This window comes from Amycolatopsis sp. FDAARGOS 1241 (assembly GCF_016889705.1).
GTDB lineage: Bacteria > Actinomycetota > Actinomycetes > Mycobacteriales > Pseudonocardiaceae > Amycolatopsis.
On record NZ_CP069526.1, the window covers coordinates 9,069,737 to 9,086,751 of the forward strand.

Consider the following 17,015-nt stretch of genomic DNA (forward strand, 5'->3'; position numbering starts at 1 on the left):
TGCCTCCTCCCCCGGGGGGAGGGGCAAGTCCGCGCCGCGGTCACGGGACGAAGGCCGCCCCCACGCTCTGGTTGTTCGCCTCGATCAGGAACGAGTTGTGCACCGGGTTGGCGGTGACGCGGGTGTAGGCGACGAAGGTGCGCGAGCAGGACGCCAGGACGGGCACGTCGGTCAGCCAGGTGTTGATCTTGAAGTGGTGCACAGTGCTCGTGACGGTCACGCCGGCGAGAGGGCCGTTGGTCGTGGTGTGGCAGACGTTGCCCGACGTGTCGAGCTGGTTGACCACGAGCTGGGTGCCGACCAGCGAGTTCGAGCCGCTCATCCGGGCGCCGGCCGAGCGCTGGCAGAGGCCGTTGTCGGCGCCGTAGCAGACGGTGATGTTGAGATCGCCGATGGCCTGGACCGTCGTGGCGCCGACGGGGGCGGTGAACGTGACGGCATTGGCCGTGGCGGCGGTGTTCACGAGCACCTTGCCGTTGAAGGTCTGCTTGACCGCGGAGATCGGGCCGAACACGTCCTGCAGGTAGGACGAACCCAGCACCGTCAAGTGGCCGGCGGTGTTGGCGGCGTGGTTCACGAACTGCGCGTAGACGGCGCAGGTCAGCGCGCTGTCCGCGGGCGCGGTGACGAAACCGCGGGTCAGCAGGGTGGTCGCGGTGCCGGCGAGGACGTTCTGGCCGCTCACCAGCTGAGCGGCGTTCGTCGTCTGTCCCGGGCGGCGGCAGTACACCAGGTGCGACACCTCGGTGACCTGCGCCGCGGCGTCGACGGTGAGCTTGCTGCTGAGGTAGTGCGTCTGGCCGGCCGGAATCGTCACGGCGGCACCGAGCGCGCGGGTGTGCTTCGAGGCCGCCGGGGTGCTCGACGGGTCGCTCGCGTAGCCGCCGGGGGCTGAGATCGGGACGGTCGTCGCGGCGTTCGCGGGCGCGACGGCGAAAGCCACCGGTGCCAAGGCGATCAGGCCGACCACGGCTGCTTTGGCCAGCAAAGTGGTGCTGCGCATGGAATTCCCCCCGTTCGGCGCGACCGGCGGCGCGCTCCCAAGGCATTGTCGAGCGGCCGGATCACGGCCGTCAACGGTTTCACCGAGATGAGGGGGTGTTTGTCCACAGCGGACTCATGTTGTGGACAAACTCTGTGGACAACGCAGTGGCTCAGCCGAAGTTCTTGTGTTCACCCCGATAAGTCGGGACGGTGCGGTCGACCTGGGAGTCGCGGACGAGGTGGTAGTGGTCGAAGCGTTCGGCGAGTTCGCCGGCCTTCGCGTGGCGGAGCCAGACCCGGTCGCCGAGGCGCAGGGTGCGGGCGCCGGCGCCCGTGACGGGGGTCTGGACCTCGCCCGCACCTTCGAAACCGAGCAGCTTCAGGGCTTCGGGGTAGTACGGCGAGGGGACGCGCGACGCGCCGGCCGGACCGGAAGCGATGTAGCCGCCGGAGAACAGGGTCGCGACATCGCGGGCGGGGCGGCGCACGACAGGCAGCGCGAAGAGCGCGGCGGGGCGCGGCTGGAAACGGGAGTATCCGTCGAAGAGCGTCGGGGCGACGAGGCCCGAGCCGGCGGCGATCTCGGTGACGGCGGATTCCGCGCCGGTCGATTCGACGCTGCCGGTGCCGCCGCCGTTGACGAACTCGAGGTCGGCCAGATCGCGGACGGCGCGGACCACGGCACCGCGGCGGCGAGAGAGCTCGGCGGCAGACCGGCGCTGCATCCAGCCGATCACGGCGTCCGACACGCCGCCGCGGGCCGCGTCGCCGAGGCCGGCGATCTGGCCTTCGTACGCCATCAGGCCGGTGAGCACGAAACCCGGCCTGCCGGCGATCGCGCGGGCGAGCGAGACGGCTTGTTTCACGGTGAACACCGGCGAACGCCGAGTGCCGACGTGCACGCCGGGCAGCGGGCGCCACGATGCGTCGAGTTCGAGGCACACGCGGATGTCCGGGTGGCCGTGGCCGAGGGCGGCGTCGACGAGGTCCAGGTGCTCGGTCGAGTCGACCATGATCGTGATGGCTGCGCGCGCTTCGTCGGACGCGGCGAGGCGACGCAACGCTTCGTGGTCGGCCGTCGGGTAGGCGACGACGACGTCGCGGGTGGTGCCCTGCTCGACGTGCCACACGGCCTCGGCGAGCGAGTAGCACATCAGGCCTTCGAAGCCGTCGCGTTCGAGCACGCGTTCCAGCAGGTAGCGGCACCGCACCGATTTGCTGACCACCCGGATCGGCTTGCCCGCGGCGCGGCGGAGCAAGTCGTCGGCGTTCGCGTCGAACGCGTCCAGGTCGACGATCGCGAAGGGCGGATCGAGGTCCTTCGTCGCCAGGTCGTACCCGTGAGAAGTGGTGGTCACGGACTTACGGTACGACAACAACGCTTGAAACGCGAATCTCATTCACCTACTGTTCCTGCCACTACCGTGAGGACACTCAGATCGGCGACGACAAGGTGCACGCATGACTCCGTGGAGCAACTGGGCCGGTACCGCCAAAGCCTCCCCGCAGCGGGTGCACCGGCCCCGCAGCACGGCCGAGGTCGCCGCCGTCGTCGCCGGCATCACTAGTACGGGACGCCGCGTACGGCCCTGGGGCAGCGGCCACTCCTTCACGGCCATCGCCGTCGCCGACGGCGACGCGCTCGACCTCACACGCTGGTCCGGCATCGAACGCGCCGACCTCGAAACGCACCAGGTGACCGTTCGCGCCGGCACCACGATCAAGCAGCTCAACGCCGAACTCGACGCGCTCGGGCTCGCCATGACGAATCTCGGCGACATCGACGCGCAGACCATCGCCGGCGCGATTTCGACCGGCACGCACGGCACCGGCGCACGCTTCGGCGGCATCGCCACCCAGATCACCGCGCTGCAGCTCGTGCTCGCCGACGGTTCCGTCGTCAGCTGCTCCGCCGACGAGCGGCCGGAGTTGTTCAAGGCCGCCCGCGTGGGCCTCGGCGCGCTCGGCGTGATCACGACCGTCACCCTGCAGTGCGAACCCTCGTTCGTGTTGTCCGCGCAGGAGCGTCCGGAGCCGCTGGAACAGGTGCTCGAGGGCTTCGACGAGTTCACGGCCGAGAACGACCACTTCGAGTTCTACTGGTTCCCCTACGGCAAGAGCGCGCTGGTCAAGCGCAACAACCGGCAGCCGCTCGGGACCCCGCGCCGGCCGCTGTCCAAGGTGCGCCAGTTCGTGGACTACGAGCTGACCGAAAACGTCGCGTTCGGCGGCCTCTGCCGCCTCGGGCGCGCGGTGCCGGCGCTCGTGCGGCCGCTCGGCGGGTTCGCCGCCCAGGTGCTCTCGGCCCGCGACTACAGCGACCTCTCACACCGCGTGTTCGTGACGCACCGCGGCGTGCGGTTCGTGGAATCCGAGTACGCCGTGCCCCGTGAGTCACTGCTCGACGTGCTCGCCGAACTGCGCGCGCTCGTGCCGCGGCTGGAAAACCCGGTGCTGTTCCCGGTCGAGGTGCGCGTGGCCGCCGGCGACGACATCTGGCTGTCCACGGCGAACGGCCGCGATTCGGCTTACCTCGCGATCCACCAGTTCGTCGGCATGCCCTACCGCGAGTACTTCGACGGCTTCGCGGCGATCTGCGCGCAGGTCGGTGGCCGTCCGCACTGGGGCAAGATGCACGACCTCGACTCGCACGCCCTGCGCACGCGCTACCCGCACTTCGACGACTTCCTGCGCGTGCGCAAGGAGTGCGACCCCAGCGGCACGTTCACCAACACCCACCTCGACCGGGTCCTGGGCCCTGCTTGACCGGGACCGGCTCGCTCAGTTCGGCTCGAACAGCGAGCTGACCGACTCGCCGTTGTGGATCCGCCGCATCGCCTCGGCCATCGCCGGCGCGATCGAGAGGATCTTCAGCTTTTCGGTGCGTTCCTCGAACGGCACCGGGACGGTATTGGTGCAGACGATCTCCAAGACGTCCTCCTGGCTGCCGATGCGGTCGATCGCCTTGTCGGCGAACAGGCCGTGGGTGCAGGCGACTCGGATGGACCGCGGTCCGAGCTCGCGCAGCCGGTCGAGCAGCTCCAGCACGGTGCTGCCGCGCGCGATCTCGTCGTCGAGCACGATCACGTCGCGGCCGGTGATGTCGCCGATCACCGACGTGATCTCCACGCGGTCGTCGGCGTAGCGCTGCTTCGTACCGGACGCGACGCGCACGCCGAGCAGCCGCGCGAAGTGCGCCGCTTCCTTCGCGTTGCCGAGGTCCGGCGAGACGACGGTGGCGTTGGAGAGGTCGTACTGGCGGAAGTGGCGAGCCAGCTCGTGCAGCGCGTGCAGGTGGTCGACGGGCACGGAGAAGAAGCCGTGGACCTGGGGCGAATGCAGCGTCATGGCCAGCACGCGGTTCGCCCCCGCGGTCACCATCAGGTCCGCGACGAGGCGGCCGCCGATGGAGATGCGTGGCGCGTCCTTCTTGTCGGAGCGCGCGTACGCGTAGTGCGGCATGACGACGGTGGTGCGAGCCGCGGACGCGCCGCGGGCGGCGTCGAGCATCAGCAGCAGCTCGACCAGGTGCTCCTGCACCGGGCGGACCAGCGGCTGGATGAGGAAGACGTCGCGCTCGCGGCAGTTGGCCTGCAGCTGGACTTGGAGGCAGTCGTTGGCGAAGCGTTCGACTTGGACCGGGAGCAGCGGTACCCCGAGGTGGGTGCAGATCTCCGCCGCCAGTTCGGGATGAGCGCTACCGCTGAAAATCGCGATGTCCCGCAAGGAGGATTCCCCGTTCGCGTGGTCCGATGGATACGACCCCGATCCTAACGGTGCAGGTCAGAGCGCCGAGATCGCCTCGTCGATCGGGTCGTTGCCCGCGATCAGGTCGAGCGTGCGGCGCGCGGTGGCCGGCGCATCGAGCAGTGCGAGCACGACGGCGGCGACGTCTTCGCGCGGCACCTCGGCCCGGCCGGTCTTGTCGCCGATCTTGACGGCGCCCGTGCCGGAGTCGTTGGTCAGCGGGCCGGGCCGCAGGATCGTCCAGTCGAGGTCGCGGGCCCGCAGGTCTTCCTCGGACGCCCGCTTCGCCCGCAGGTACGCGGCGAAAACGGGATCGAGACCCGGGGCGTCGGGGTTGTCGGCACCCATCGAACCGATCTGGATGAACCGGCGGACGCCCGCGCGTTCGGCGGCTTCGGCGAAGAGCACAGCGGCCCCGCGGTCGACCGTGTCCTTGCGGGCCTCGCCGCTGCCCGGACCGGCGCCCGCAGCGAACACCGCCGCGTCGGCGCCGCGGAGTACTTCGGCGACCGCGTCCACATCGGACTTTTCGAGATCGAGCACCACGGTCTCCGCGCCGACCGCCGTCAGGTCCGCCTCGTGCGCGGGATTCCGCACGATGCCCGCCGGCCGATCACCGCGTTCGGCGAGCAGCTTCTGGAGACGCAGGGCGATCTGACCGTGTCCACCGGCAATGACGACTCGCATAGTCGCGAGGGTAGTCCGGGCGGAGCGGACGTGCCGGGTCGATCAGTCGACGTCAGCCGGGACTTCGGCGGTACGGAGGAGCTGGTCGTAGGCCATTTCGTTGACCCAGCGGGACACGGGGTCCTCGGCGAGGAGGATGCGGTCCGTGCGCCCTTCGAGGTCGAGGTCGACCTGGGCGTGGGGGTCGGCGGTGGCGATGGCGAGGCCGTAGGCGCGGGCGCGCGGCAGGCAGTTCGCCACATAGTCCTCCGTCAGTACGGCAGGCGATGGGAGCACCATCGCGGCCTCGCCGTAACGTGCGAACGGAACCGCGGAGGCCATCGCGGTCCGCCAGTGCCGGGCGACCGCGAGGACGCCGATGATCTCGGCGGCCGGCGCGGGTGCGGTCGCAGCCAGCTCTGACCAGGTCCAGGTGTCGACGGTGGCGCGATCGGCGACGGGACCGACACCCATCGCGATGCGCTCCGCGTGGACGTCGGTGCGGAGCCGGGCGACGATGCTGACCTTGCGGCCGAGCAGAGTCGTCGTGGGCAGCACAACGCCGGTCCAGCCCAACAGGGCCGCGGCCTTGCGCGCCAGCTCGTCGACGCTCGCGGGGAGCTCGATCGGCGGCACCACCCGGCTCGGCATCGACCGGCTGCGCTTCGCGCCACCGGCGACCGTCGAGCTCTCGGTGTTCTGAGGTGTAGCCGCCACGAGTCCGCCTCCTTCAACAACCTGTACCCCTGCGTGCCTCGTGAAACGGGCACATGAATTGAGTACCAGTGCGGCGCCACGGGGTCTTCACGTTGCGCGAGTGGCTGCGATCGGCGGCGCTCAGCGGTCGGTGACCGGTCGGTGGGCGGTCGTCGGACTTCGGCCCGACGGTGCGGCCAACCGAGTGAGCCGGAGGTGAGTGGTGTTACCGAACGCCTACGAACGGCTACGGGTCGCGCGGCCCACCAGCGCGGCAAAGGGTCCAGTTCATTACGCCGTTCGGCGCAAGCCGGGCGGGGTTCCACAGTGGACCTCGCACGTCAGGGGCTTCACCCGGATGGCGGTGACTTTCGCCGCAGCGGTGCCGCGCCGGCCCGGTCTAGGGTTACGCGACCGTCACGTGAGGAGCAAGCATGCCGCAGGTCCGCCCCCGCCGATCGGTGCTCTACATGCCGGGCGCCAACGAACGCGCGCTCGAGAAGGCGAAGACCCTGCCGGCCGACGCGCTCATCCTGGACCTCGAAGACGCCGTCGCACCCGACGCGAAGGAAGCCGCGCGCGAGCGGGTGTGCGCCGCGCTGGGCGACTACGGCGACCGCGAAGTGGCCATCCGCGTGAACGGCCTCGACACCGAATGGCACGACGCCGACCTGCGGGCCGCCGCGGCGGCCGGTCCCGCCGCCGTGGTCGTGCCGAAGGTCGGCTCGGTGGCCGACGTGCACAACATCGAACGCGCCCTCGAACTCGGCGGCGCGCCCGAGCGCACGAAGGTCTGGGCGATGCTCGAGACCCCCGGCGCGCTCCTGCGGGCTGCCGACATCGCCGCCGCCTCGCAGCGCCTGACCGTGCTCGTGCTGGGCACGAACGACCTGGCCAAGGAGCTGCACGCCGCGTTCGTCCCGGGGCGAGGACCGCTGCTGGCGAGCCTGTCGCTCGCCGTGCTCGGGGCCCGCGCCGCGGGCAAGGTCGTCCTCGACGGCGTCTACAACGACGTGAAGGACGCTTCGGGTTTCGAGGCCGAATGCCGGCAGGGCCGCGAGTTCGGCTTCGACGGCAAGACGCTCATCCACCCGTCGCAGATCGAGCCGTGCAACCGGATCTTCGCGCCGTCGGCGGCCGAGGTCGACCACGCGCGCCGCGTGATCGCGGCGTTCGACGAGGCCCGCGCCGCCGGCCGCGGCGTGGTCACGGTCGACGGGCGGATGGTCGAAAACCTGCACGTCGAGGAAGCGCAGCGCGTGCTGGCGCTCGCCGAAGCCGTCAGCTGACCGGCCAGGCGCGCTGCTGCGGCCGCAATTGCTCGTACGCGGCCGCCGCGCGCAGGAGTTCGACGTCGGCGAAGCGCGGGCCCGCGAGCTGCAGGCCGATGGGCTGTCCGTCGCTCGTGTAGCCGCAGTTCAGCGACACCGCGGGCTGGCCCGACATGTTGTACGGCACCGTGAAGGGGATGTGCTCGAACGGGCGCTGCGGGTCGTTGGTCGGCGACGCGTGGTCGAAGGGCGGGGCCGAGACGGCGCAGGTCGGGGAGAGCACGAGGTCGAAGCCGGCCGTGGCGCGCAGCGCGGCGACGCTCATGCGGTCGATGCAGGTGAAACCGCGGTAGGTGTCCACTCCGGACGCTGCCGCGCCGCCGGCGGCCCAAGTCGCGATGTAGGGCAGCACCCGGGCGCGGCGGTCCTCGGGCAGCGCCAGCAGGTCCGACCACGCGCGCACGCGCCAGAACACGTCCAAGCCGTCGAGCAGTTCGCGCGTGAGGAACGGGTCGACCGGTTCCACGACGGCACCCGCGGCCTCGAAGACCTGCGCCGCGGCGGTGACCGCCGAAAGGATCTCCGGGGACACGGGCAGCCCGACTCCCGCGTCGAGGTGCAGGCCGACGCGCAGGCCGCGCAGCGAGCCGTCGAGCGCGGACCAGTCCAGCAGCGCCGGCGGCAGGCTCAGGTGATCGCGCGCGTCCGGTGCCGACAGCACGCCCATCAGCAGTGCGGTGTCCGCGACGGTCCTGGTCAGCGGGCCGGCGACGCGGCCGAGGAACGGCGGGTCCACCGGCACGCGGCCGAAGCTCGGCTTCAGGCCCACCAACCCGCACCAGCCGGCGGGCAGGCGGATGGAGCCGCCGATGTCGGTGCCGACGTGGAGGGGTCCGTAGCCCGCCGCGGCGGCCGCGGCGGCGCCGGCGCTGGAGCCGCCCGGGGTCCGCGAGAGGTCCCACGGATTGCGGGAAGCCTCGTGGAAACTCGACAGTCCGGAAGTGAGCATCCCGTAGTCCGGCATGGTCGTTTTGGCCAGCAGCACCGCGCCGGATTCGCGGACGCGCGCGGCGGCCGGTGCGTCGGCGGCGGCGGGCGACAGCGCGGTCGCCGCGGTGCCCAGGGGGACCGGCGTGCCGCGCGTCGCGATGTTCTCCTTCAGCGTCAGCGGGACGCCGTCGACCGGGCCCAGCGGTTCGCCGGCGTGCCAGCGCGCCGCCGACTCCTTGGCCGCGGAGCGCGCCGAAGCCGCGTCGTACTCGTACAGCGCTTGCAGCGAAGGTTCGCGTGCCTCTATGCGCGCCAGCACGGACTCGGTCACGTCGACGGGCGACAGCTCGCGCGAGCGGTACCCTGCGACGAGCTCCACCGCGGTCAGATCAGCCAACTCCATCGAAACCTCCGGTTCACGAAGCGGGTGGTTCGAAACGCCCGTCGACGGCGGTCCAGCCGCCGTCGACGGCGAGCACGGAGCCCGTGACGAACGTCGAAGCGTCCGAAGCGAGGTACACGACGGCGCCGGCCAGCTCGTCGGCCCGCGCCCAGCGGCCCAGCGCGCCCTTCGCCGCGTACGCGTCGTACCAATCGGGGCTGGACTTGATCTGCGCGGTCAGCGGGGTCTCGACGACACCGGGCGCGATGGCGTTCACGCGCACGCCCGCGGGTCCGAACTCCGCAGCGGCCGTGCGGAACAGCTGCACGAGCCCGCCCTTCGTCGCCGCGTACGGGCCCTGGCCCGGCTCGACGGTGGTGCCGCGGATCGACGAGAAGCCGATGATGCTACCGCGCCCGCGCTCGACCATCGGCCCGCCGAACGCCCGCACCACCTCGAACGCGACGCCCAGGTTCAGCTCGACGACGCGGTCGAACTCCTCGCGCGTGTAGTCCAGCAAGCGTTTGCGCACGTTGACGCCGGCCGTGAGCACCACGACGTCCAGCTCCCCCAGCTCCGCAGCCGCGCGCGTGACCGCCCCCGGTACTAGCAGGTCGATCTCGTACGCCTCTCCGACGCCCGTCTCGCGGGCTGCGGCGACATCGCGGTCCGCGCAGATCACGTGCGCGCCGTGCGCGGCGAGGGCCCGCGCGGCCTCGCGGCCGATCCCGCTGCCACCGCCGAGCACCACGGCGCGGCGGCCGTCCAGCCGGAACAGGTTCTCGTAGTTCACGGGCGCAGCACCGCCATCCTCGTCACAGTCAGCTCTTCCACGGCGAACCGCGGGCCTTCTCGGCCGATGCCGGAGTCCTTCACCCCGCCGTACGGCATGGTGTCCGAGCGGAAGCCGGGCACCTCGTTCACGACCACTCCGCCGACCTCGAGCTCGTCGAGCGCGCGCAACGCCGTGTTCAGGGAACGGCTGTACACGCTGGCGTGCAACCCGTAGCGCGAAGCGTTGACCGCCGCGAACGCTTCGTCCACATCGGACACGGTGCGCACGCAGACCACGGGGCCGAACACTTCCTCGTCCCAGCACTCGGCGCCGTCGGGCACGTCGGCGAGCACCGTCGGCTCCAGCACGTCGTCACGCAGGCCGCCGCCCGCGAGTACCCGTGCGCCGGCGGCGATGGCCTTGTCGACCCACTCCCGCACGCGCTCAGTAGAGCGCCGGTCGATCAGCTTCGACACCCGGGTGGTCTCGAGCCGCGGGTCACCGACGGTCAGCTCGCCCAGCCGCGCCAGCACCTTCGCCGTGAACTCCTCGGCCACCGACGCGACCACCACCACCCGCTGCACCGAGATGCACGCCTGGCCCGACGCGTAGAACCCGCCACGCAGCACGGCGTCGGCCGCCGCGTCGAGATCCGCGTCCCCGGCGACCACGAGGGCGGCGTTGGAACCCAGCTCCAGCAACGTCTTTGTCGGCGCCGCGTCGCGGGCGATCCGGTGGCCGACGGCCGCCGAGCCGGTGAACGACACCGCGCCGATCCGCCGGTCGGTGACCAGCGCCGAGCCCACGGTGGCGTCGCCGGTCACCAGCTGCACCATCGCCGGGATCGGCGCGAGCGACCGCACGAGGTGCACCAGCCACAACGTGGCCAGCGGCGTCTGCGGCGCCGGCTTCAGCACCACCGGGCAGCCCGCGGCGATCGCCGGCGCGATCTTGTGCGATGCCAGCAGCACCGGGTAGTTGAACCCGGCGATCCCGACGACGACCCCGATCGGCTTGCGCTTCCAGAACCCGACCAGCCCGTCGCCCGAGGGCAGCAGGTCCAGCGGCACCGTTTCGCCGTGCAGCCGCGACACCTCTTCGGCCGCCGCTTCCCACGTGACGATCGTGCGCGCGATCTCCACCCGGCAGTCGACGAGCGGTTTCCCGGTCTCCAGCACCAGCAGCCGCTCGAACTCCTCGCGGTGCTCGCGCAGCGCGGCGGCCACGCCGTTCAACAGCGCCCGGCGCTCGCGCGACGGCAGCGCCGCCACCTCGCGCGCGACGGCGCCGGCCTCGTCGATCGCCCGCGTGGCGAGCTGCGCCGTGCCGACGGGCGCGATGCCGGCCACGCTGCCGTCGTAGGGGAACACGACCTCCGCCGTGTCCACTGTGGATATCCAGCCGGAGCCGATCGGCAACCCCGCGGGGTATTCAGGCATCCTCCGCACTCCCTCCGCTCAGCCGGGCCAGCTCGGCGCGGAGGTTGGGCGCGGCCGCCAGCAACTCCCGGGTGTACTCGTGCCGCGGTGTCCCGTAGACCTCCTCCACGTCACCCAGTTCGACGATCTCGCCGCGCCGCATCACGGCGACGCGGTCGCACACGTGGCGCACCACCCCGAGGTCGTGCGACACGAACACCAGTGTCAGCGAGAACTCCTCGACCAGCCGAGCGAGCAGGTCCAGGATCTGCTTGCGCACGGACACGTCGAGCGCGCTCACCGGCTCGTCGGCCACGAGCACGCTCGGGTTCGGCGCGAGCGCGCGGGCGATGGAGATCCGCTGCCGCTGGCCGCCGGAGAACTGGTGCGGATAACGCGAAGCGGCGTCGGGCGGCAGGCCGACGGCCGCCAGCAGTTCCCCGACGCGCTCGGGATCGCGGTGGCCCAGCGGCTCGGAGACGATGTCGCGCACGCGCATCCTCGGGTCGAGTGAACCCATCGGGTCCTGGAACACGATCTGCAGCGAGGTGCGCAGGAACCCCAGCTTGCGTTCGGGCTGGTCGTCGATGCGCCGGCCCTGGAACGACACCGTGCCCGACGTCGGCCGGTCCAGCGCGGCCAGCAGCCGCACCAGCGTCGACTTCCCCGAGCCCGATTCGCCGACGATGCCGAACCGCTGACCGGCCTCGACGTCGAAGCTCACGCCGCGCAGGGCGTGCACATCGCGGCGCGCGTACTTCCGGTGCAGGTCGCGGACCTCGATCAACGCGCTCATCGGGCCGCCCCGTCCAGATCAGAGGCGGCCAGCAGGGACTTCGTGTACTCGTGCTGCGGCTTGGTGAGCACGTCCCGAGTCGACCCGCGTTCCACGATCTCGCCGTCCAGCATCACCAGCACGCGTTCGCACACCGACGCCACCACCGCCAGGTCGTGCGTGATGAACAGCAGCGCCGACTCGGCGGACAAGGAGCTCTTGAGCAACGCCAGGATCTGCGCCTGCACCGTCACGTCGAGGGCCGTCGTCGGCTCGTCGCAGATCAGCAGCGACGGCTCGTTGGCCAGCGCCATCGCGAGCACCACGCGCTGCCGCTGCCCACCGGAGAGCTGGTGCGGGTACGCCCGCGCGGTGCCCGGCAGCCCGACCGCCGCCAGCAGCTCCTCGGCCGGCCGCCCGCGCAGCCCGTGCACGCGGAACGGCTCCGTGACCTGCCGGCCGACGCGCATCGCCGGGTTCAGCGCCGTCATCGGCTCCTGGAACACCATCGACAACCCGTTGCCGCGCAGCTGGGACAAGTCCTTTTCGGACGCATCCAGCAGCTCGCGATCGTCCAGCCGCACCGAACCCGTCGCTCGCAGGCCTTCGGGCAGCAGGCCCATGATCGACAAAGCGGTGAGCGATTTGCCCGACCCCGACTCGCCGATGAGCCCGACGCGCTCGCCGGCGCCGATCTCGAACGACACGTCGCGTACCAGGTCGCCGACCTGCAGGCCCTTCACTGTGAGCGTCATGCGCGGGCCGCCAATCGGGGGTCGAGCCGGTCTCGCAGACCGTCGCCGAGGAGGTTGAACCCGAGCACGGCCAAGGCGATGGCGACGCCGGGCACGAGCGCGAGCCGGGGGTAGGTCGTGAGCAGCTCTTGCGATTCCTGCAGCATCCGGCCCCACGACGGCGTCGGTGGCCGCGTGCCGAACCCGAGGAACGACAGCGCCGCCTCGGCCAGCACCGCGATCGCGAACGACACCGACGCCTGCACGATCAGCAAACCCGAGATGTTCGGCAGCACGTGGCGCACGGCGATGTTCGCGCGCGACCGGCCGGCCGCGCGCGCCGCCAGCACGAACTCGCTGCTCGCGACCTGCAAGGTGCCCGAGCGAGCGATCCGCGCGAACGACGGGATGGTCGCGATGCCGATCGCGATCATGGCCGTGAGCGTGTCGGCGCCGAACACCGCGCCGAACATGATCGCCAGCAGCAGCGCGGGAAACGCGAGCACCAGGTCGTTCACGCGCATCACGAATTCCCCCAGCCACCGCGGTGCCAAGCCCGCCAGCACCCCGAGCGGAGTGCCGATGATCGCCGCGATCCCGACGGCCACCACGCCGACGTACAGCGTGGTGCGCGCGCCGACCATGATCTGGCTGAACACGTCGCGGCCGAACTTGTCGGTGCCGAACAAGTGCTTGGCGGAGAAGCCCAGCAGCTTGTCCGCCGCGTCGACCTGCACCGGGTTGTACGGCGTCCAGACGAACGACCCGAGCGCGGCCAGCACCACCAGCGCGACCAGGACCGAGCCGACGAGGAGGCTGCCGCTGCGCGTGCGGACTCGCGTGAGCGTGGTCATCACGAACCCCGCAATCTCGGGTCGAGCACGGTGTAGAGCACGTCGACGACGAAGTTCACCAGCAGCACCCCCGCCACGAGAACCAGCACGATCCCCTGCACCGTCAGCAGATCCCGCGACGACACGGCGTCGAGCAGCATGCTGCCCAGGCCCGGCAGCACGAACACGCGCTCCACCACCACCGCGCCGATCAGCAGCGTCGCGAGTTGCAGGCCCAGCACCGTGACCACGGGCACCGACGCGTTGCGCAACCCGTGGCGCCGCAACGCCTGGCCCGGCAGCAGGCCCTTCGAGCGCGCCGTGCGCAAGTAGTCCTGCCCGAGCGTGTCGAGCACGGCCGAACGCACGTACCGCGTGAGCACCGCGCCCTGCACCAGCCCCAGCGACAACGCCGGGAGGATCAGGCCGCGGACGAAGTCGCCCGGGTTCTGGTCCGGCGGTGTCCACCCGCCGCTGGGCAGCCACCGCAGCTGTACGGCGAAGATCTGCACGAGGATGACGCCGGCGAGGAACGCGGGAATCGCCACGCCGATCTGCGACAGCCCGGAAACAGCGACGCCGCTGGTCTTGCGGTGCCGCACGGCCGCGAACGTGCCCACCGGCACGGCGATCACGAGCGCCACGACCATGCCTGCGCCGACCAGCCACAACGTGACGCCGAGCCGGTCGAGCAGCTGTGGACCGATCGCTTCGTGCGTGACGTACGAGCGGCCGAAGTCGCCGTGCAGCACGCCGCCGATCCACGTGAGGTACTGCGTGACGAGCGGTTTGTCGATGCCGAACTCCGCGCGCGTCTTCGCCAGCAGCTGCGGCGTCGCGTTCACGCCGAGGGCGACCTGCGCCGGGTCGCCCGGCAGCACGGCCATGAAGAGGAACACCACGATCGACGCCACGAACAGGCTGACCACGAAGATCACCAGGCGGCGGGCCACTTTCCCGGTCATGCCGGCGTCAGCCCAGTCAGGTCGAACGACTCGCTCACCTGGTTGCGCGCGAACCCGGTGACCTTGGTCTTCGACACGATCACGTTGGGGTAGAGGAACAACCAGTCGGCGGCGGCATCGGTGTTGAGCTGCCGCGCCACCTGCTTCATGTCGGTGACCTGCTGCTGCGGCGTGCCGCTGTCTGCCTCGGCCAGCAGCTGCTGCACGCGCGGGTTGTCGTAACCCCAGTAGTACGTCGGTTTCCCGAACGTCGTGATGTCGCGGGCCTCCACGTGCTGGATGATCGACAGGTCGTAGTCGTGGTCGGTGAACACCTGCTTGAGCCACACGGCCGGGAAATCGAGCGGTTCGATCGTGGTCCGGACACCGACGTCGGCCAGCTGCGACTGCACGACCTGCGCGGCCGACACGGCGTAGGGCAGGTTCGGGATCCGCAGCCGCAGGTTCAGGTTCCGCACGCCGGCCTGCGCGAGCAGCTGCTTCGCCTTCGCCGGGTCGTATGAATAGACCTGCGCCAGGTCCTCGTACCACGGGTCCGTTGGCGGGACCATGCTGCCGATGAGCGTGCCGCGGCCGTTGAACACGAGGTCCAGCACGGCTTTCCGGTCGATCGCGTACGTCAGGGCCTGGCGCACGCGCGGGTCGTTCAGCGGCGCGCGCCGGTTGTTGAACGCGAGCGTGACCTCGCTGTTCGTGGTCCCCTGGAGCACCGAGAACCGGTTGTCACCCTGGAACTGCGGGATGGAATCGGCTGAGGTCAGCGACGAGATCACGTCGATGCCGTTGCTGAGCAGCGCGTTGTTGAGCGCCGTCGGGTCGGCGATGTACTTGAGGACGACGGTGGAGTACGCGGGTTTGCGGCCCCAGTAGTCCGGGTTTTCCTTGAGCACGATGGAGTCCCCGCGCCGGCGCGAGGCCACCTCGTACGGGCCGGTGCCGATCGGCTTGTTCGCCAGGTCACCCACGCCGGTCGGGCTGAACATCGCGCCGAGGCGGCTGGTGAGGCTGAACAGCCAGCCGTTGCTGGGTTTCGAGAGCACCACGCGCGCGTGCTCGGGTGAGACGACGTCGACGTGGTCCACGACGTCCATGGCCGACTTGATCGAGATCGTCCAGTCGGTCTTCACGCGCATCAGCGAGAACTTGACGTCCGCGGCGGTGAACGGTGCGCCGTTGCTGAACTTCACGCCCGGCTGGAGCTGGAAGTCGTACGTCTTGCGGTCCGGGCTCACCGTCCAGGACTTCGCGAGCAGCGGCACCACGCGGCCCTGCGCGTCGAGCTTCACCAAGCCCTCGTACACGTTGTAGAGGAGAGCCTGCGGGATGGCGGTGCCGTCGGAGTGGGTGAAGTCGAAGTTCGCCGGCTCGGCCGTAAACCCCACCGCCAACGTGTCCGGCCCGGTCGAGACGCTCGCCGAGGACCCGGCGGAGCAGCCGGACACCGCGAGCAGCGCCGCGAGCGCCGCGAGGTGGAGCCGGGTTTTCATTCAGCCTCCTGCGCAACCGGCCGAGGAAGTACACTGGTCTGACCAGTAGCCTGAGGTTGGCACCACCCGAGCCCGAGGTCAAGGGATGAAGTTCGAACCGGTGGCGCCGATCCGCGCGTACGAGCGGATCGTGCAGCAGATCGAGGACGCCGTGATCAGCGGCCGCCTCAAACCCGGCGAGCGGCTGCCCAGCGAACGCGAGCTGATGACGCAGTTCGCCGTCGGGCGCTCCACGGTGCGGGAAGCGCTACGCGTGCTGCAGGCGGCGGAGCTGATCCGCTCGCGGCCCGGCGACCCGCGCGGGCCCGAGGTGCTGGCCGCGTCACCAGCGGCTTTGCAGCGGTCGATGCACCGGCTGGCCCGGGCCGACCACGTCGGGCTGGCGGAGCTGCTCCAGTTCCGGATGGTGCTCGACGGCTCGGCCCACCTGCTGGCCGCGACACTGCGCACCGACGAGGACCTGTCCACTTTGGACACGGCGCTGGCGGCCATGCGCGCCGGCGCTTTGGAAGGGTACGAGCAGTTCAGCCGCGCCGACGTCGCGTTCCACGAGGCGATCGCGCGGGCGTCACGCAACCCGCTGCTGGTGGTGAGCGCCGAAGTCGTCCGCGGAGTGGTGCTGGAGCTGATCGAGGACAAGCTGGAGCACGCGCGGGACCGGACGTCGCTGATGGACTCGTGGTTGATCCACCACGCCCAGGTGCTGGAAGCTGTCCGCGCCGCCGACGGCGAGTCCGCGGCCAGGCTCGCGCGGCGGGCCTTGTACGACAACTACGCGGAGTACGTGCCGGAGGGCCGGCGGGCGTTGCTGACGCCGCTGCTCTGAACCGCGGGCGGCGTCCGCTCGTGTTGACCTGGGGTGCTCGAGCGGAGGAGGGGAATGGAACCGGCGAGTTTCCGGGTCGGCAGCGCGACGATCATGCACTTCGGCGGCCACATCAGCGATCGTGCCTGGCTGCTGAGCCGAGGGGTCGCGACCGGCCCGGAGCGGACGGTGGTGCTGGACATCCCGCCTCAGATCCCGGCCGACGCGTGGAACGAAGTCCTGAAGCACTTCCCGCGCAAGCAGGTGCGCGTGGTGGCGCCGCACGTCGCACCCGCCGAGGTCCCGCGGATGGGCCGCTGGCTGGCCAACCGGCTCGGCGCACCGGTGCTGCTGTCGACCGGCGTGCCCGACCGGACCGGCCGGCTCGGGTGGCTGCGCGTCGAGCCGGCACAGCAGCTCGGCCAAGCCGGAGAAAAGGCACAGCCCGGCCGCCGTTGGCGCCGGGCTGTGACGTTCCGTTCCTGAA

The 17,015-nt window shown here is 70.9% G+C and carries 17 protein-coding genes; 4 read left to right on the forward strand and 13 right to left on the reverse strand.

Features of this window, described 5'->3' with window-relative positions; genetic code table 11:
* Positions 1-40: 40 nt before the first annotated feature.
* The gene (locus I6J71_RS44040) at positions 41-1,003 is read right to left on the reverse strand and encodes a hypothetical protein (RefSeq protein WP_204092264.1); all 963 of its coding nucleotides are present in this window, start codon (positions 1,001-1,003) and stop codon (positions 41-43) included.
* A 151-nt stretch (positions 1,004-1,154) separates the two neighbouring features.
* The gene (locus tag I6J71_RS44045; RefSeq protein ID WP_204092265.1) at positions 1,155-2,384 is read right to left on the reverse strand and encodes an amino acid deaminase/aldolase; all 1,230 of its coding nucleotides are present in this window, start codon (positions 2,382-2,384) and stop codon (positions 1,155-1,157) included.
* 61 nt (positions 2,385-2,445) lie between these two features.
* Between I6J71_RS44045 and I6J71_RS44050 the strand changes: the two genes are divergently transcribed.
* Positions 2,446-3,750 carry a D-arabinono-1,4-lactone oxidase gene (locus tag I6J71_RS44050; protein WP_204092266.1) on the forward strand — a complete coding sequence of 435 codons (1,305 nt, stop codon included), beginning with the start codon at positions 2,446-2,448 and terminating at the stop codon, positions 3,748-3,750.
* Positions 3,751-3,765: 15 nt separating this feature from the next.
* Here the strand turns inward: I6J71_RS44050 and I6J71_RS44055 are convergent, their stop codons facing one another.
* From I6J71_RS44055 to I6J71_RS44065, 3 genes are read right to left on the reverse strand one after another with little or no spacing between them, the layout of a single operon-like run.
* Positions 3,766-4,710 carry a ribose-phosphate pyrophosphokinase gene (locus I6J71_RS44055; RefSeq protein ID WP_204092267.1) on the reverse strand — a complete coding sequence of 315 codons (945 nt, stop codon included), beginning with the start codon at positions 4,708-4,710 and terminating at the stop codon, positions 3,766-3,768.
* 57 nt (positions 4,711-4,767) lie between these two features.
* Positions 4,768-5,418: an SDR family oxidoreductase gene (locus I6J71_RS44060; RefSeq protein ID WP_204092268.1), complete on the reverse strand. Its 651-nt coding sequence runs from the start codon at positions 5,416-5,418 to the stop codon at positions 4,768-4,770.
* Between the two features lie 42 nt (positions 5,419-5,460).
* Positions 5,461-6,114 carry a hypothetical protein gene (locus tag I6J71_RS44065; protein WP_204092269.1) on the reverse strand — a complete coding sequence of 218 codons (654 nt, stop codon included), beginning with the start codon at positions 6,112-6,114 and terminating at the stop codon, positions 5,461-5,463.
* Positions 6,115-6,527: 413 nt separating this feature from the next.
* Between I6J71_RS44065 and I6J71_RS44070 the strand changes: the two genes are divergently transcribed.
* Positions 6,528-7,382, forward strand: a complete 855-nt coding sequence (locus I6J71_RS44070; RefSeq protein WP_204092270.1) for a CoA ester lyase — start codon at positions 6,528-6,530, stop codon at positions 7,380-7,382.
* On the opposite strand, the gene I6J71_RS44075 is transcribed toward I6J71_RS44070, so the two are convergent.
* From I6J71_RS44075 to I6J71_RS44110, 8 genes are read right to left on the reverse strand one after another with little or no spacing between them, the layout of a single operon-like run.
* On the reverse strand, positions 7,375-8,757 hold the full coding sequence (locus I6J71_RS44075) for an amidase (RefSeq protein ID WP_204092271.1): 1,383 nt from the start codon (positions 8,755-8,757) through the stop codon (positions 7,375-7,377). The genes I6J71_RS44070 and I6J71_RS44075 overlap by 8 nt on opposite strands.
* A 13-nt stretch (positions 8,758-8,770) precedes the next feature.
* Positions 8,771-9,529 carry an SDR family NAD(P)-dependent oxidoreductase gene (locus tag I6J71_RS44080; protein ID WP_204092272.1) on the reverse strand — a complete coding sequence of 253 codons (759 nt, stop codon included), beginning with the start codon at positions 9,527-9,529 and terminating at the stop codon, positions 8,771-8,773.
* Positions 9,526-10,950, reverse strand: coding sequence for an aldehyde dehydrogenase family protein (locus tag I6J71_RS44085; RefSeq protein WP_204092273.1), 1,425 nt, complete (start codon positions 10,948-10,950; stop codon positions 9,526-9,528). The genes I6J71_RS44080 and I6J71_RS44085 overlap by 4 nt, the downstream gene beginning before the upstream one ends.
* A complete protein-coding gene (locus tag I6J71_RS44090) occupies positions 10,943-11,725 on the reverse strand; it encodes an ABC transporter ATP-binding protein (RefSeq protein WP_204092274.1) in 783 nt (260 codons plus the stop codon). The genes I6J71_RS44085 and I6J71_RS44090 overlap by 8 nt, the downstream gene beginning before the upstream one ends.
* A complete protein-coding gene (locus tag I6J71_RS44095; protein ID WP_204092275.1) occupies positions 11,722-12,459 on the reverse strand; it encodes an ABC transporter ATP-binding protein in 738 nt (245 codons plus the stop codon). The genes I6J71_RS44090 and I6J71_RS44095 overlap by 4 nt, the downstream gene beginning before the upstream one ends.
* On the reverse strand, positions 12,456-13,292 hold the full coding sequence (locus tag I6J71_RS44100) for an ABC transporter permease (RefSeq protein WP_204092276.1): 837 nt from the start codon (positions 13,290-13,292) through the stop codon (positions 12,456-12,458). Before I6J71_RS44100 ends, I6J71_RS44095 begins: the two co-directional genes overlap by 4 nt.
* The gene (locus tag I6J71_RS44105) at positions 13,292-14,236 is read right to left on the reverse strand and encodes an ABC transporter permease (RefSeq protein ID WP_204092277.1); all 945 of its coding nucleotides are present in this window, start codon (positions 14,234-14,236) and stop codon (positions 13,292-13,294) included. Before I6J71_RS44105 ends, I6J71_RS44100 begins: the two co-directional genes overlap by 1 nt.
* Positions 14,233-15,723, reverse strand: coding sequence for an ABC transporter substrate-binding protein (locus tag I6J71_RS44110; protein ID WP_204092278.1), 1,491 nt, complete (start codon positions 15,721-15,723; stop codon positions 14,233-14,235). Before I6J71_RS44110 ends, I6J71_RS44105 begins: the two co-directional genes overlap by 4 nt.
* Positions 15,724-15,808: 85 nt before the next feature.
* Between I6J71_RS44110 and I6J71_RS44115 the strand changes: the two genes are divergently transcribed.
* Together I6J71_RS44115 and I6J71_RS44120 are read left to right on the forward strand one after the other, a co-directional pair.
* Positions 15,809-16,549 (forward strand): FadR/GntR family transcriptional regulator, encoded by a 741-nt coding sequence (locus I6J71_RS44115; protein WP_204092279.1) that lies wholly within the window; start codon positions 15,809-15,811, stop codon positions 16,547-16,549.
* Positions 16,550-16,603: 54 nt separating this feature from the next.
* Positions 16,604-17,014 carry a hypothetical protein gene (locus I6J71_RS44120; protein WP_204092280.1) on the forward strand — a complete coding sequence of 137 codons (411 nt, stop codon included), beginning with the start codon at positions 16,604-16,606 and terminating at the stop codon, positions 17,012-17,014.
* The last annotated feature ends 1 nt before the right edge of the window (position 17,015 follow it).

Coding starts and splice junctions, on each gene's coding strand:
- I6J71_RS44040 (WP_204092264.1), bottom strand. CDS start 1,003: ATGCGCAGCACCACTTTGCTGGCCAAAGCAGCCGTGGTCGGCCTGATC.
- I6J71_RS44045 (WP_204092265.1), bottom strand. CDS start 2,384: ATGAGATTCGCGTTTCAAGCGTTGTTGTCGTACCGTAAGTCCGTGACC.
- I6J71_RS44050 (WP_204092266.1), top strand. CDS start 2,446: ATGACTCCGTGGAGCAACTGGGCCGGTACCGCCAAAGCCTCCCCGCAG.
- I6J71_RS44060 (WP_204092268.1), bottom strand. CDS start 5,418: ATGCGAGTCGTCATTGCCGGTGGACACGGTCAGATCGCCCTGCGTCTC.
- I6J71_RS44070 (WP_204092270.1), top strand. CDS start 6,528: ATGCCGCAGGTCCGCCCCCGCCGATCGGTGCTCTACATGCCGGGCGCC.
- I6J71_RS44075 (WP_204092271.1), bottom strand. CDS start 8,757: ATGGAGTTGGCTGATCTGACCGCGGTGGAGCTCGTCGCAGGGTACCGC.
- I6J71_RS44085 (WP_204092273.1), bottom strand. CDS start 10,950: ATGCCTGAATACCCCGCGGGGTTGCCGATCGGCTCCGGCTGGATATCC.
- I6J71_RS44090 (WP_204092274.1), bottom strand. CDS start 11,725: ATGAGCGCGTTGATCGAGGTCCGCGACCTGCACCGGAAGTACGCGCGC.
- I6J71_RS44095 (WP_204092275.1), bottom strand. CDS start 12,459: ATGACGCTCACAGTGAAGGGCCTGCAGGTCGGCGACCTGGTACGCGAC.
- I6J71_RS44100 (WP_204092276.1), bottom strand. CDS start 13,292: ATGACCACGCTCACGCGAGTCCGCACGCGCAGCGGCAGCCTCCTCGTC.
- I6J71_RS44105 (WP_204092277.1), bottom strand. CDS start 14,236: ATGACCGGGAAAGTGGCCCGCCGCCTGGTGATCTTCGTGGTCAGCCTG.
- I6J71_RS44110 (WP_204092278.1), bottom strand. CDS start 15,723: ATGAAAACCCGGCTCCACCTCGCGGCGCTCGCGGCGCTGCTCGCGGTG.
- I6J71_RS44115 (WP_204092279.1), top strand. CDS start 15,809: ATGAAGTTCGAACCGGTGGCGCCGATCCGCGCGTACGAGCGGATCGTG.
- I6J71_RS44120 (WP_204092280.1), top strand. CDS start 16,604: ATGGAACCGGCGAGTTTCCGGGTCGGCAGCGCGACGATCATGCACTTC.